The sequence below is a fragment of the Streptomyces sp. TLI_185 genome (genome assembly GCF_003814765.1).
Taxonomy (GTDB): Bacteria; Actinomycetota; Actinomycetes; order Streptomycetales; family Streptomycetaceae; genus Streptomyces.
Genome location: NZ_RKRB01000001.1, coordinates 6,790,506 through 6,804,226 on the forward strand (window position 1 = coordinate 6,790,506; position 13,721 = coordinate 6,804,226).

Sequence of the window (13,721 nt, forward strand, 5' to 3'; positions counted from 1 at the left end):
ATTAGGAGGAGGGGCCGGGCTGCGCCTGTCACGCTGGTCCATAGGAGCGCCCTTGAAGGGGCGCGGGGAACTGCGCGACAAGCCCCCACCGGCCCGCGTACAACCAACGAGCCGCAGCCCCGAGCTTTCAGTCCCCCGAACCAAGCGTCAGAATCGCAACCGCCCCACCGTCCACCGCATTGGCGAACTCCAGCCGCGCCCCCAAGACCTCCGCCTGCCCGACCGCAATGGTCAACCCCAGCCCGTGCCCCTTGGCACCGCCCTCTGTGCGGAACCGCTGCGGCCCATGCTCAAGGAGATAGCCCGGGTACCCGTCCCCGTGATCCCGCACGGTCACGACCGCCCCGTCCACTGTCAGGGACACCGGCGCCCGCCCGTGCTTGTGCGCATTGGCGACCAGATTCCCCAGCACCCGCTCCAGTCGCCGCCGGTCCGTCTCCACGCGGGCGTCCCGCAGGACGACGACCTCCGTGTCGGTCCCCGACGCCCGCACCACGCGCGTCGCCAGCGCACCCAGTTCCTCCGCGTCCAGCTCCAGCCGCTCCCGCCCGGTGTCCAGCCGGGAGATCTCCAGCAGGTCCTCGGTGAGCGTGCGCAGCGCGGCCACCCGGTCCCGCACCAGTTCCGTCGGCCGGCTCGGCGGCAGCAGCTCGGCCGCCGCGTGCAGCCCGGTCAGGGGGGTGCGCAGCTCGTGCGCCACGTCCGCGGTGAACCGCTGCTCGCTCAGCAGCTTGCCCTGCAGCGAGGCCGCCATGGAGTCCAGCGCGGCGGCGACGGCGGCCACCTCGTCCTGGGGGTGCGTCGGATCCTTCGTACGCGGGTCGTCGACGCGCGCGTCCAGGTCGCCTCCGCTGATCCGCCGGGCCACCTGCGCCGTGGCGTGCAGCCGCCGCGTCACCCGGGTCACCGCGAACGCGCCCACCAGCAGCGTCACCGTGATCGCCAGGCCCGAGGACCACAGGATCGCCCGGTCGAGCCCGGCGATCGTGCGGGACTGCTGCGAGTAGTCGACCTCGACGGCGAGCGCCCTGTTCCGGTCCGCGGGACCCGCCGCCCACATCGTGGGATGCCCGTGGTGCTCGGAGACCATCGTGCCGCGGTCCCCGTCCACCGCCAGCCTCCGCAGTGCCGTCGGCAGCCCCGGAGGGTCGACGCCCGCGCCCGGCAGCAGGGAGTCCCCGGCCTTGTACGCCTTCGTCGCGTCCGTCAGGCGCGACAGTGCGAGGTCGCGGGCCTGGCCGACGGTCTGGTTCGTCACCGAGACGTGCACGAGCACGCCGAGCAGCGCGGCGAGCGCACAGCACATCACGGCGATGAAGACGGCGGCCTTCAGGGCGAGCGTGCCGGCCCACTGGGGGAGCGCGAGCCTCGTCATGGGGTCGCCGAGGGGGACGGGGAGACGGAGGGCGATGCGGACGGCGTTGCGTTGGGGCTCGTCAGGCGCTCGCGTTTGCCGATGTGCAGCATCTCGTCGTGGGTGAGCAGCATCACGCGCTGGTCCGGGTCCCAGGTCCACTGGAAGCGGTACTCGTAGTCGGCGAGATCGGACGGCGCGTGGATGATCACGGAACGCCCGGCCAGCTCGACGCCGCTCACCGCGTCGTTGTTGGACATCACCTGGACCACCCGGCCCGCCTCCACGGTGTACACGCGCACGGCCGTCTGGTTGCCGGGCAGCAGCCGGAAGCCCAGCGTCAGGTCGGCGCGCCCGTCGCCCGTGATGTCCTGGTAGTACGGCTTGAGCAGCGGACACTTCGGGTTCGCCGGCTGCTTGCCGCAGTACGCCATACGGCGGGCCGTCTCGCGGTACGGCGCCTTGGAGCCGGAGTAGTCGTCCGGATGCTGGGACATCTCGGCCCTGACGACGGCCACCGGATCCACCTTGCGGATGTCGTCGCCCGGAGCGGTGATCCCCTTCATGGCCTCGGACTCGCCGTTGTCGTAGTTCCAGGCAGGGCTGGCCGCGGGGCTCAGAGTCGGCCACAGCTTGGCCGGGCTGGTCGCGGTCGGGGTCGCCCCGGCGCCCTGCAGCCCGCCCGCGTCACCGCAGCCCGCCGCCAGCAGGGCGAGGACTGCAGTGGCGAGGGCGGTGCATGCGGCGCGAGTGCGGAGCACTGTACTCCTGTGGCTGAGAACGATCGGTGACCCGGTACACCCTATTCGTCCGGCGAAACGATTACCTCGCTACTCGGCCAGCTCCTCCAGCAGCCGGGCCGTGGACAGCCCGGCCCGCAGATAGTCCACGAACAGCTCGTTGTGCAGCGCCCAGGGCGAGCGGCGGGACCGTATCAGCCGTATCGCCTCCTCGGTGGCGTGCCCCCGGCGGACCAGGGCGTGCGCGACGACCAGCCCCGAGCGGTTGTACCCGTGGTAACAGCGGACGAGGACCTTGCGGCCCTCGTCCAGTGCCTCGCCCGCGGCCTGCGCCAGACGCATCACACCCGCGAGCTGGGTGCCGTCCAGCGGCCCGTCCGGTATCGCCCACACATGGTGCTCCACACCGGGGTCGGGCCCGTGCCCCGGCAGTCTCAGCAGGGTCTGTACGAGATCGAACTCGCCCCGCACGACAGCGAACTCCAGTTGCCCGGTGTGACCTCTGAACTCGTGCCCGCCCATCCACAGTCCGGGCACTATCTCACTCCATGGACTGTCCGGAGCCGGTACGTCGGGCTGCTTCCTGCGGGTACGCAATCACGCCTCCCCAAGCGCCGCTTCCGTGGAGCCCAACTCCTCTTCAAAGGTAACCGGGTTCTTGCCCGGGGAGCACCCCGCCTGTTCCCATGGTCAAGGGGTGATGGTGCATGACCGGACTGCGTGTCGTACCGTCCTGGCGGCACGGCCAGGAGCGGCTCTACGTATGCCTCACGGACGGGCGGAACGTCGCCTGGTACGACAGGGAGGCCGCCAGGGTCAACCTGCTCAGTGAGGACGAGAGGGAGGGCGTGCTGCAGGCTCTGGGCCCCTTCCTCACCGGCCCGGTGACCGTCGGCCCGCCGCCGGTCCCGACTCCGGCCGAGCTGGCCCGGCTCTCCCTCCATCCCGACGACGACCTGGCGCCCAACCGCCCCGGCGAGGCGCTGCTGGTCGCCCTGGACCGGGAACCCGGATCGCCGCACCGGCTGCGTCCGGACCCCCGCCGCCGGGCGCTCGCCGCGGAACAGACGGTCGGCGAGGCCCTGGACCGCCTCGACGGCGCGGGCTGGCACGCCCTGCACTCGATCCCGCTGCCCGGCGGCGACCGCATCCACCACCTGGCGATCGGCCCGGGCGGCCTGTTCGCCGTCCACACGGTGTACGCCCGAAAGCAGAAGGTGACGGTCGCCGACCCCATGGTCACCCTGGGCCGCCGCGAACCCCACCCCCTGCTGCGCCGCGTCCGCGCGGACGCCGACCGGGCGTCGTACGCGCTGACGGCCGAGGTCCACCCGGTCCTGGCCCTCGTGGAGCCCGCGGAGGTCACGATCCCGGCCCCCCTCCGCGAGGTCCGCGTCCTGAAGGACACGGAACTGGAGGGCCTGGCCCGCCTCGGCGGCGTCCTCAAGCCGGCGGACGTGGAGGCGTTGCACGCGATGGCGCGGGACAGGGGGACGTGGACGCGGGTGTGAGGGTTCCCGTCCGCGGTTGAGCCGCTGTGTGGTGCGGTCGGCAGAGGTGGCCGTCCCCTGGCGACAGTGTCACCGCAGGGGCCGGAAGTGGTGCGCGAGCGTCCAGCGGCCGATGTCCCGCCCGATCAGGTTCCCCACCACATCGGCGGTACGGAAGTGGATCCCGCTCCAGATGCGGGCGTTGATCACGTCACGGTTGAAGTCGGCGGACCGGGTGTACGTACGGCTGGTGTCCGTGACGGCCGAATACAGCCGCAGGTCGATGTCGCCACCGGTCAGCCCGTCCAGTACGGCCATGACGGCGCCGTCGTTGGTGCAGTGCCCGCCGATGTACTCCGGGTACGGCGGCGTGCGCAGCAGTGGCTCCCAGGACGGGTCGGCCACGGTGGCGGGGTTGCCGTCGGTGTCGGCGAGCCGGATGGCATGGATCGGCCGCCAGAAGGCGTACGTGAACTTGGCGTTCCAGGTGGTGATCGTCGCGTCGGCGGCGGCGGTGTTGAGGGCGGCGAAGAACCGGGCCGCCTCGACGATGTCCAGCCGGTGGCGCGCCGCATGATCGCGGTAGCCGGCCTGCAACTGCTGCGGAAGCGGATCGGAGAAGAAGAGCGCGGTCTCGGTGCCGTAGGCACTCCGTGCCGCGCTGTTCTTCCCGCCCACGGCCTTCGTCTCGGCAACGTCCCGGGCGTACCGCTGCGAGGTCAGCGCGGGCGGCGGCCCCGGCATGAACCTGTCCGGCGAGTCGAAGGTCATGGGCCGCACCTTGCCGAGCCACGCGTCGACGGCGGGGCTGTAGCCGGGCGGGGCGGGGCGCCAGACGCCGGGGGCGGGCGCCGGGTCGAAGGGCACGTCGGCGTTGCGACCGTCGTCCTGCCGGAGCCGGATGATGCGGTCGGCAGCGCGTTCGCCGAACCGGACACCCTGGTCCGCGGCGGGCCCGGCGGGGATCTTGGCGAGGGAGGCGGAATAGGCGGCGTCGATGCGGGCCTGTGAGGCCGGGAAGTACGTGAGCAGAATGCGGTGGGCGGCAGCCGCGGCGGCAGCTTCGGAGGAGGCGTGACGCGGCCCCCGCACGTCCCACTTGTACCCGGCGTACCGCCCCTCGATCCCGACGACCGCGTTGTACACGGCGGCATGGACGAAGCCGTACCAGAGGAACGGCTCGGCGGACGGGCGCTGCGCGTCACCGGCGACGACGTCGACGGCGGTCTTGTTCCAGTCGGCGATGACGCCCGCGTCGGCGGCGGCGCGCGATCCGTCCCGCGGGCTCGCGGCGGCGACCCGGGGGAGGGCACCGAGGCCGAGGGCGGTGAGGCCGACGAGCAGGGTGCGACGGGTGCGGGAGGGCGGTCGTGCTTCCATGCTGCTCCTTGGTGCTGAAGCGTGGCTCGCGGTGTGTGGTGCTGCGCGTGTTGCGATGCGTGTTGCCGTGCGTGTTGGAGTCCCCGGTCATGAGGTGCCCAGCGAACGGCGTGCATGGTGCACCCGTTTGAGCGGTTTACGTGGGTTTGCGGTGCCGGGTGGCGGGTTCAGGGCAGTGGCGCGGCACCCTCCGGGTCCAGCAGCGGGGCGAGCAGATCGCCGTAGTCCTGGAGGCGGGGCGCGATGTCGGGCGCGCGGAAGGTGAGCTGCGCGGGCGCCCCGCACTCCTCGATCTCGCTCCAGGTGACGGGCGCGGAGACAGTGGGCTCGGGCCGGGCGCGCAGTGTGTAGGGGGTGGCGGTGGTCTTCCGGGCGGCGTTCTGGCTCCAGTCGACGAAGATCTTCCCGGGCCTGAGGCTCCGGGTCATCCGGTGCAGGGCGAGCCGGGGCATGGCCCGCTCGGCCTCGACCGCGAGCTGCTTGGCGTACTCGCTCACCTGCTCGGACGGGGTCGGCCGTACGGCGGCGAGCAGGTGCAGCCCCTTGGACCCGGAGGTCTTGGCGAAGGCGTCGACACCGTCGGCGGCGAGCCGGTCCCGCAGCCAGAGGGCGACCTCGCAGCAGTCGACGACGGAGGCGGGTGCGCCGGGATCGAGATCGAAGACGATCCGGTCGGCGACGCCCGGGTCCTGGACGACCCACTGCGGCGTATGGAACTCGGTGACGAGGTTGGCGGCCCACATGAGGCTGGCCAGATCCTGCAGCAGGACCATCCGCGCGGGCCCCTCCGAACGGGGCACGTCTGCTGTCGTGACCCAGTCGGGCGTACCCGGCGGAACGTTCTTGGCGAAGAACACCTGACCGCCGGGCCCGTCGGGATACCGCAGAAAGGAGACGGGCCGATCGCGCAGGTGAGGGAGAAGGTGTTCGGCGGTGGTCGCGTAGTAGTGCAGCACCTCCCCCTTCGTGAACCCGCTCCCGGGATACAGCACCTTCTCCAGGTTGCTGAGCGCGAGCCGTCTCCCCTCCACCTCTGTGATCGGCGTCATACGATGAGAATGTCACGCAAACCACAAGAGAGCTGCGTAAATGGCGCAAACCGACCGAAAGGGTGCTGCACGTGCGATCCATATGGAACGGCGCCATCTCGTTCGGCCTGGTCAGCATCCCGATCAAGCTGGTGAACGCCACCGAGAGCCACTCGATCTCCTTCCGCCAGATCCATGTGGAGGACGGCGGCCGCATCCGCTACCGAAAGGTCTGCGAACTGGAGGACAAGGAGGTGAGCGGGTCGGAGATCGGCAAGGGTTACGAGGACGCGGACGGCACGATCATCCCGATCACGGACGAGGACCTGGCCCATCTGCCGCTCCCCACGGCGAAGACGATCGAGATCGTGGCCTTCGTTCCGGCGGACAGCATCGACCCCCTCCAGATGGACGCGGCGTACTACCTCGCCGCGGGCGGCGCCCCGGCCGCCAAGCCGTACACCCTCCTGCGCGAGGCCCTCAAACGCAGCAACAAGGTGGCGATCGCCAAGTACGCCCTGCGTGGCAGGGAACGGCTGGGCATGCTGCGGGTGGTGGAGGACGCCATCGCCATGCACGGCCTCCTGTGGCCGGACGAGGTCCGCGCCCCCGAGGGCGTGGCCCCCGACGCAAAGGTCAGCATCAACGACAAGGAACTCGACCTGGCGGACGCCCTGATGGACACCCTGGGCGGCATCGAGCTCGACGAACTCCACGACGAGTACCGCGAGGCGCTCGAGGAGGTCGTGGCGGCAAAGGCGGCCGGCGAGGCACCACCGGAGGCCCCGGAACCGGCGAAGGGCGGCAAGGTCCTGGACCTCATGGCAGCACTGGAAAAGAGCGTGAAGGCCGCCAAGGAGTCGCGCGGCGAGGAGGAGCCGGCAGAGGTCAGACGCCTCCCGCCCCGTCGAACGGCCCCGAAGCAGCCCAGCGGAAAGAAGTCGACGTCCACGGCCAAGAAGACAACCGCGAAGAAGACGACGGCGTCGGCCTCAGCAAAGAAGTCGACGGCGAAATCGACGCAGGGTGCGAAGAAGACGGCGGCGAAAACGACCACAGCAAAAACGACGACCGCCGCCAAGAAGACCACCGCAAAGAAGACGACATCCCGCAAACGCACGGCCTGACACCGCCCGACGGATCTATTTGTGATCGCAAGGTCGAGAGCTGCTGCGCGAGTCCGACTAGAGGCGCACCTGCAATGCGTGATGCTTCATACCCCGAGCGTGGACGTGGACGTATCCGACGACGGCCCAAAGCTTGATCAGGAGTGGACCGAGGCGGACAACAACGTATGCGGCATCGTGCGCGGTTGCCGGGATGCCTCGTGTGTTGCCGAGCGCTTTGTGCGGGCCGGCTGGAGGGCGAGGTCGTCCTCCTGGGACGCCTACGAGGTAGAGGCGAGCTGGTGCAACGTAGAGATCGAGCCCGCCGAGGGCTCAGACGTGCTGATCGAGCAGTGGGCCGTCCTGCGCAGGCTGATCAGCCGTCACATTCGCGCTGTATGGGAGGAGGCCTGTCCCGAGCTGGCCCGCACTATCACAACCGCGGATTGACACTGCACGACGCCCTGGCGGCTTCGAGCATAGATGGCCGTTCGCGCATGCGTCTGGCAGGAAGGTCACCCAATCCCGGCAGAGCCGTCCGCCCTCTCCGGTCCGCGCGCTCATCGCTGCCCGAGCGCAACTCTTGCGCCGGCCGCGGTGAGCATTTCCGTCCCTGTTATAGTGCTCACGACCATCTGACTACCGGTCAGTAGCTAAGTTGCCTTTCCGGCACGGGGAATTAAAGCCGATGCGCCGACCGATATTCGCGCGCGCCGGTCAAGGAATGCATGCACAACAATTTCAGATCAAGAATCGCGGCGTTCTTCGTCGCCCTGGCCGTCGCCTTCACGGGCTGCGTGGGTTCCGCGGCCAGTGCCCAGGCCACGGAGCAGGGTCGAGTGGAAAGGCTCGCGGAGATCGTCCGCAAGGTGGCCCAGTACGCGAACTGCGACCGTCTGCCACTGCTTGAACGGCCGGCATGCCTGAAGCAGTTCGCGGGCAAGGCCATCGCGCTGGGCGTCGGTGTAGGGGTGTTCCTCTACACCGCGCAGGACGCCATGAAGGACCACGGAGCGAGCTTCAAGGACCTCGACAAGAACATCAAGGGCATCGAAGCCCTCAAGCCGCTGGATCTCGTGGATCCCAGCAAGTCGCCGGATCCCGCGGAGCAGCTGAAGCTTCTGGAAAAGGCCGTCCAGACCTTCAAGAGCGCCCGGCCGCACCTGGACAAGCTCGGGGAGAACCTGGCCAAGGCGGACTCCCTGCTCGGGGACCAGAACGACTCCCTGCTCGCCCTCACTTTCCTGACCGTCGCGCTGGGCGAGTACTTCCCCGAGCAGAAGAAGTACCCGGAGGCGAAGCCGGTCTTCGACTTCGAGAAGGAGCTGAACGAGCTCAACGAGACGCTGGACCAGATCAACGCGGGTTTCGCCAAGATGAACCGCGGCCTGGACACGATGAACTCGGGTGTCCGCGATGTCAACAAGGGCCTGGCCGAGGCCAACAAGGGCATCGACAAGGCCAACAGGGGCATGAAGGAGCTCAACGAGGGAATCCGCCAGGCCAACAAGGGAGTCGACGAGGCGAACAAGCACGTACCCGGCATCAAGAAGGGCGCGGAGAAACTCCGCGACATGTCGGGGCTCGACTTCGACTTCTCCGGCCTCGGGGAAACCTGGGCCTCCGGAAAGTCCCTCCTGGACGACGCCGAGCAGCAGCGGAGGATGTCACTGCTGCTGGACCTGCTGCCCGGGGTCGGCGACGGCAAGGGCGTAGTCGAGGCGCTCGTCGGCAAGGACCTGGCCACCGGACAGCAGCTGACCACCGAAGAACGCCTGCTCGGCGGCGTGTCCGTGCTGAGCTGGCTGCGGACCGGCGACCGACTGCTCACGGCGGACGAGATACGCAAGGCCCGCAAGGGTGAACAGGTCGTCACCTGCAACAGCTTCCCCGACGGCACCAGGGTGCTGATGGCGGACGGCTCCCAGGTGCCCATCGAACAGGTCCAGGAAGGGGATCGCGTCCTGGCCGCCGATCCCGACACCGGCCGCCGGCAGCCCGAGCCGGTCACGGATCTGATCACCGGTCAGGGCGAGAAGAACCTCGTCGACGTCACCGTGCAGACCGACCAAGGGCCCGCCACGGTCACGGCCACGGACGAGCACCCGTTCTGGGTGGACGACCTCGGAGCCTGGGCGACGGCGGACCAGCTGCGACCGGGAGCCTGGCTCCGGACCAGCGCGGGTACCCGGGTGCAGGTCGGCGCGGTGAGGGCCTGGACCGCTTCCGACCAGAAGGTCCGCAACCTCTCCGTCGATGATCTGCACACCTTCTACGTCTTGGCCGGCAGCACACCGCTGCTGGTTCACAACACCAACGGCTGCGGCAAGTGGAAGGCCGAGTTCGACGCTCTCCCCAACGGCAAGCAGAGTCATGTGAAGGAGATCTCGACCGCCGCGGAGCTCCGCAAGACCTTCGAGCGGTGGACCAAGGACGCCAAGCGGCTGCCCGCCCGCGGACCGAAGATCCCGGATGTGTACCAGCTCCCCGACGGCACGATCATCCAGTGGCGTGCGTCATCCGCCTCGGGTGGCGAGACCATCGATATCTTCCCCGTCACAGGCAAGGGAAAGAAGGTGCACCTGCCGTCATGAGCATGGAGTTCATCATCGGCGAGCTGCTGGAGGAAGGGCAGGACGACTGGGTGCCCATCGACCGCCTGATCGGGCTCGCACAGGAGACCGCCGAACAGTCCGGCCGCGACTTCCGGGCCGTGGCCGTGGAAGTACTCACCGAGTTGCTGAGCGGTGGGCTGATGGCCGTGGGAGACCTGGGCCACAGCGGTTTCGAGGCGTGGAGCGGGAGCCCCGAGGCTCTGGTGCGGCGAGTCGTCGCCATGCTCGACGGGTTCGACTGGCGCCCCCAGGGCGGTGCCTGCTGGCTCGCCGACACCAGACACGGCACCAGCGAGGGGTCCCGCTAGCGCGTGTCTCCTTGATGGGCAGGTCAGTTGATCGGACGTGTCTGTCCGATCGATCAACTGACCACTCATGCGTTGAGGAGCAGGACGAGCCGCTGATGCCGGCCGATCCAGTTCGCGTGCGGCGGTGGACTGACCACCGCCGCACGCTCGATGCCATCGCGTGGAAGCGCCGCGCCAACTCGCCCTGGCGGGACCTCCCCCTACGAGCTCGGCTCATTCCAGACCGCCCACAAACGGCTTGATGGCGCGAAGGCAGAGGGCGAGGCCCGGGCCGGCGGCATGGTGAACGCGGGCGCGGTCTTCCGCCACGATGCCATGGTGGAACGCCCAGCGCCGCGTATCGCGCACGCCCTCCTCGCCCATCTCCTCGCCCTCAAAGAGCACGAGTTCGACGCGGCTCCGTCATGTGCACTCAGCTGCACGTAGCAGCTCCGCAGCTGATCGATCTTGCGCTGATCTTCAGAAGCTCGCTGTTCCGCGATGCGGACCCGTTCTTCCCGGTCCGACCTCCGCGACTTCGCTCGCTGGGCGAGGACTTGAGTGATCACTGACGAGGCCAGTGTCCGCCTACACCAACGATTGCAACGATTACAGAGACAGTCGCGCCGGACATCCCCACACCCCCTGGCAGTCACCTGAATTCCCCTGACGTGCAGACCGTAGCCATTGCGCGTGTAAGCCCTGGTCCAAACGCTAGTGATCGCCGAGGGAGCAGTCTGAGGCATGGCATCCGGGGCGCCCCTTTTCCGTGTGGTGCCTGCTGCCCGGCTTCTCAACCTTCCAGGGCCTGCCGTTTGTCGGGGCTGACCTGGGCCGATGCCTCAAGATCGTGTCCACAAATAGTCCACGGAGTCTGACATAGGGCCGCTCAGAGTGGCATACGACTGCACATACGCGAAGACCCCGGCCTCAGCGGTTCCGCTGGTGACGGGGTCTTTGGGCACCTCATACAGGGTGCCCCCGGCAGGATTCGAACCTGCGCACACGGCTCCGGAGGGCATGCCTAGAGTGCGGCCCAAACCCGCTTTGACCTGCATCTATGTCGGATGCCGTCGACCGGATGCGGGATCTCTATCGCATGTCATGCACAGAGTCTGCGAGCTGGTTGCCCCTGAGTCCCGGGATGCGGCTGTGCGTACCACGACCTCTTCGTCCCGAAGCAAGCTTGGCAGTGATCGGGCTAGCGGCAATCACTGCGCTGACCTAGGCCGACTGTTCCTGAATATGCGTGGACGTGCGCCCGCCGTACGCGGTTATTGTCACGCAATTAGGCACTCAGGTCTGGGAGCCGAGGTGCCGGCCCGGGCCTGTATACGCCGTGACTTGCTAGCAGCACTCACATGTGTCAGCCGGACAGGTACTCCATCACCGCTGCCGTTGCTATGTTCATCATCTGACGTGACCGTACCGGGCCCACCCATTTTGCCTGCTGAAAGTCTTTCTCGGAGGCTGCGAGAATCTTGCCCACCGTATCGAAACCAAGCTCCCTGAGCCGCCCACGGGCAAAAGCGGTCATATCTAGCTCATCGACTGTCCGGCCAAGCTGTGATTTGATGAATTCTTGCCGCTCTTCGTCCATCTTTTCGACATCAAGTCGAGCGATGCTCTCGTAGAGTTCATGGTTGGCCCCAAATTCGACCATCCGCTTGATCGATATGGATCCACGTAGCCAATTCGTTGCGGTTACTGGATCGGCTTCAGGCCCGGTCCGTGTGCCGATATTCAACATGTATCTGGTTCCAGTGAGGCCACGAGTCGCAACCAACCCGCTCCCGGCCTCGTGAAGAATTCCGCTGTAGCAGAGAAGGCGAAGTGCTTCCTTTACGGCGGCAGGGGCATCACGATGGATCCATATAAATATTCGCTTGTCGGGATCTCCTGTCTGGCGCTGCCTCCTTCTCAACATAGGGATTACATGCTGTTGCAGAAATTCGCGACCCCAATCGATCACGGCTCGGTGGCCAATATATCGATCGCCTAGGGAGGAATGCTCGCTCCATATGGTGTCGCGGTAATACTCCCTCATGACGCGCTGTGCGTTGCTCGTGTTCAGTGATGTTGTGGCTGAAATTGTCTTGAGTAGAGTTCTCGGATTACCGCTTGAGGCAAAGGCTAGAGCGTCGAATATTCCCCCATTCCTGGTTATTGATGCCTCCAGCGAAGCGTCCTGGCGGATCACAATTTCCCGCATGGAGCCGAGGTAGCTTGGATCCAGGATATTGCGATTAACGTTGATCAATTCTGCGTCGTGACTCAGCTGGAAAGAGTCGCCGAAGTACGTTACGCCTGGATATACCGCAGCCTTGACCGAGAGGTATGGGCTCCGCAGGTCACGCATTACGGTAAAGAATTGACGTTGTTGCTCGGGAATGAAGACATGTGCCGCTTCATCGACGAGTAGCACGATTCTTCCCAAACCTGTCTGATCACACAGGTCCTCGACCGCATCCTTAATCATCTCCGGGTCAATCCCAGAGTTGGCTTCGACGGGAGCACTTTCGTTCTTCCAGGCGTCTTCCAGACTCTTCCAAAGGGTCTCTAGCTGAGAGGCGACGGCTTCGTCGCTTTGGCCGTTTGAGAGTTGCGCAAAGACACTGCTCTGACTTTGAAGAACACCCTTCTTCCGCGCCTCACGGATGACCCTATTGCAGATTTTTGCTAGCATCCAATGCTTGAACTGTTGGGCGTCAGAGGTTTGGAGGAGCCCGGCTTTATTGAAAGTCACATATACGGCTAGGGTCTTGGATGCCGGGAATTCCTCATCCAACTCCTTCTGGGCGACCTTCAGAAGAAAGGATTTTCCGACGCCGCGTGCGCCTTGAAGGACGACGGTCTTCTTGCTTTTCAGGTCATTGATCGTCGAGCGGTCAAATTCTGTTTCGACAAAATAATTGCCGACGTCCTCTAGTGTGAGGTCTTCCGTTCGGAAGTGCAGTTCGTTCGCGCTCACGATGTTCCTTCCTCCAGCGGAAGACCAAGCAGTTTTCTTGCGGAGATCAGATGTGAAAAATGATCCTCAAGGGAGCCTTCAACGGGCCCTCTTTGGCTTTGAGATAGATCCTTGTAGTATCTAACCATCAAAAAATGAATTGTTGCAGTGAGGGTAGAGTCTGCAACGGACAGCCATTCCTTGGTGATGTCGTCTCGGTATGAGATCTCGGTGGGCAGCAGTTGGGAAGTTGGGATGTTTCCATGTATGTACTCAGAGCATCTCCTGTAAGCCTTCTTGAGGCTGGTAAGCATCTCCTCTCGTTCGTCGAGTGCTTCGGGGCAGAACTCTCTGAGAAACGGCGCCGAGTACAAACCATCGTCGGGCGAAGTAATTGCCGACCAGCTTATGTCTATCTTTCCACTTACCCATTGACGACGTTTGAATTCCAGGGCGCTGAGATAGGCCGCTCCGGTTGTTACTTCGAGGAATGACCTAAGGCTGGAGAACGCCTGACGGTAAAGTCCGGTTATGGCGGCATAGAATGCGAATCCGAAGTCGCGATGCGCAGATTGAAGCTGCTGCACTTCTGGTTGTGATTCCAGCACTTCGAGCCATACGGCGAGATCGGCTTCAAGGTGCAGAACCCGATTTATTTCAGATTCATTTGATCTCGTTGCTTGCTCGATGTGATCCCTGCACGACTTATGTAGCTTGAGCATTGTTTCTTCAACGCTCGAAGCATTTTCGGCGCTTCGCTGCGACATAATA

General features: G+C 66.0%; 12 protein-coding genes and 1 pseudogene. 6 read left to right on the plus strand and 7 right to left on the minus strand.

Features of this window, described 5'->3' with window-relative positions; all coding sequences use genetic code 11:
- Positions 1–127 precede the first annotated feature (127 nt).
- The 3 genes from EDD92_RS31445 to EDD92_RS31455 all read right to left on the minus strand — a co-directional run bounded on the left by EDD92_RS31445 (position 128) and on the right by EDD92_RS31455 (position 2,691).
- Complete coding sequence (locus tag EDD92_RS31445) at positions 128–1,375, minus strand: HAMP domain-containing sensor histidine kinase (protein ID WP_123967447.1); 1,248 nt, start codon at positions 1,373–1,375, stop codon at positions 128–130.
- Positions 1,372–2,115 (minus strand): hypothetical protein, encoded by a 744-nt coding sequence (locus tag EDD92_RS31450; RefSeq protein WP_123967448.1) that lies wholly within the window; start codon positions 2,113–2,115, stop codon positions 1,372–1,374. The genes EDD92_RS31445 and EDD92_RS31450 overlap by 4 nt, the downstream gene beginning before the upstream one ends.
- Before the next feature lie 69 nt (positions 2,116–2,184).
- The gene (locus EDD92_RS31455; protein ID WP_123967449.1) at positions 2,185–2,691 is read right to left on the minus strand and encodes a dual specificity protein phosphatase family protein; all 507 of its coding nucleotides are present in this window, start codon (positions 2,689–2,691) and stop codon (positions 2,185–2,187) included.
- Between the two features lie 110 nt (positions 2,692–2,801).
- Between EDD92_RS31455 and EDD92_RS31460 the strand changes: the two genes are divergently transcribed.
- Complete coding sequence (locus EDD92_RS31460; protein WP_123967450.1) at positions 2,802–3,605, plus strand: nuclease-related domain-containing protein; 804 nt, start codon at positions 2,802–2,804, stop codon at positions 3,603–3,605.
- A 69-nt stretch (positions 3,606–3,674) separates the two neighbouring features.
- Here EDD92_RS31460 and EDD92_RS31465 read toward each other — a convergent pair whose 3' ends face one another.
- On the minus strand, positions 3,675–4,964 hold the full coding sequence (locus EDD92_RS31465) for a vanadium-dependent haloperoxidase (protein WP_123967451.1): 1,290 nt from the start codon (positions 4,962–4,964) through the stop codon (positions 3,675–3,677).
- Between the two features lie 167 nt (positions 4,965–5,131).
- Positions 5,132–6,013 (minus strand): non-homologous end-joining DNA ligase, encoded by an 882-nt coding sequence (gene ligD / locus EDD92_RS31470; protein WP_123967452.1) that lies wholly within the window; start codon positions 6,011–6,013, stop codon positions 5,132–5,134.
- Positions 6,014–6,084: 71 nt separating this feature from the next.
- On the opposite strand from ligD, the gene EDD92_RS31475 reads away from it, so the two are divergent.
- The 5 genes and pseudogenes from EDD92_RS31475 to EDD92_RS51430 all read left to right on the plus strand — a co-directional run.
- Complete coding sequence (locus EDD92_RS31475) at positions 6,085–7,119, plus strand: Ku protein (protein WP_123967453.1); 1,035 nt, start codon at positions 6,085–6,087, stop codon at positions 7,117–7,119.
- 99 nt (positions 7,120–7,218) lie between these two features.
- Positions 7,219–7,548, plus strand: coding sequence for a hypothetical protein (locus EDD92_RS31480; RefSeq protein WP_123967454.1), 330 nt, complete (start codon positions 7,219–7,221; stop codon positions 7,546–7,548).
- A 278-nt stretch (positions 7,549–7,826) separates the two neighbouring features.
- Positions 7,827–9,692: a polymorphic toxin-type HINT domain-containing protein gene (locus tag EDD92_RS31485; RefSeq protein WP_123967455.1), complete on the plus strand. Its 1,866-nt coding sequence runs from the start codon at positions 7,827–7,829 to the stop codon at positions 9,690–9,692.
- A complete protein-coding gene (locus tag EDD92_RS31490; RefSeq protein ID WP_123967456.1) occupies positions 9,689–10,021 on the plus strand; it encodes a hypothetical protein in 333 nt (110 codons plus the stop codon). The genes EDD92_RS31485 and EDD92_RS31490 overlap by 4 nt, the downstream gene beginning before the upstream one ends.
- A 279-nt stretch (positions 10,022–10,300) precedes the next feature.
- Positions 10,301–10,423 (plus strand): annotated as a pseudogene (locus EDD92_RS51430) (aminoglycoside phosphotransferase family protein); the annotation flags it as partial.
- Between the two features lie 943 nt (positions 10,424–11,366).
- On the opposite strand, the gene EDD92_RS31510 reads toward EDD92_RS51430, so the two are convergent.
- Positions 11,367–12,971 carry an AAA family ATPase gene (locus EDD92_RS31510; protein WP_123967457.1) on the minus strand — a complete coding sequence of 535 codons (1,605 nt, stop codon included), beginning with the start codon at positions 12,969–12,971 and terminating at the stop codon, positions 11,367–11,369.
- Positions 12,968–13,717, minus strand: coding sequence for a hypothetical protein (locus tag EDD92_RS31515; RefSeq protein WP_123967458.1), 750 nt, complete (start codon positions 13,715–13,717; stop codon positions 12,968–12,970). The genes EDD92_RS31510 and EDD92_RS31515 overlap by 4 nt, the downstream gene beginning before the upstream one ends.
- Positions 13,718–13,721 lie beyond the last annotated feature (4 nt).

Excerpts from the sequence above, each read along its gene's own strand:
- EDD92_RS31445 (WP_123967447.1), bottom strand. The coding sequence starts at position 1,375 with ATGACGAGGCTCGCGCTCCCCCAGTGGGCCGGCACGCTCGCCCTGAAG.
- EDD92_RS31460 (WP_123967450.1), top strand. The coding sequence starts at position 2,802 with ATGACCGGACTGCGTGTCGTACCGTCCTGGCGGCACGGCCAGGAGCGG.
- EDD92_RS31465 (WP_123967451.1), bottom strand. The coding sequence starts at position 4,964 with ATGGAAGCACGACCGCCCTCCCGCACCCGTCGCACCCTGCTCGTCGGC.
- ligD (WP_123967452.1), bottom strand. The coding sequence starts at position 6,013 with ATGACGCCGATCACAGAGGTGGAGGGGAGACGGCTCGCGCTCAGCAAC.
- EDD92_RS31485 (WP_123967455.1), top strand. The coding sequence starts at position 7,827 with ATGCACAACAATTTCAGATCAAGAATCGCGGCGTTCTTCGTCGCCCTG.
- EDD92_RS31490 (WP_123967456.1), top strand. The coding sequence starts at position 9,689 with ATGAGCATGGAGTTCATCATCGGCGAGCTGCTGGAGGAAGGGCAGGAC.
- EDD92_RS31515 (WP_123967458.1), bottom strand. The coding sequence starts at position 13,717 with ATGTCGCAGCGAAGCGCCGAAAATGCTTCGAGCGTTGAAGAAACAATG.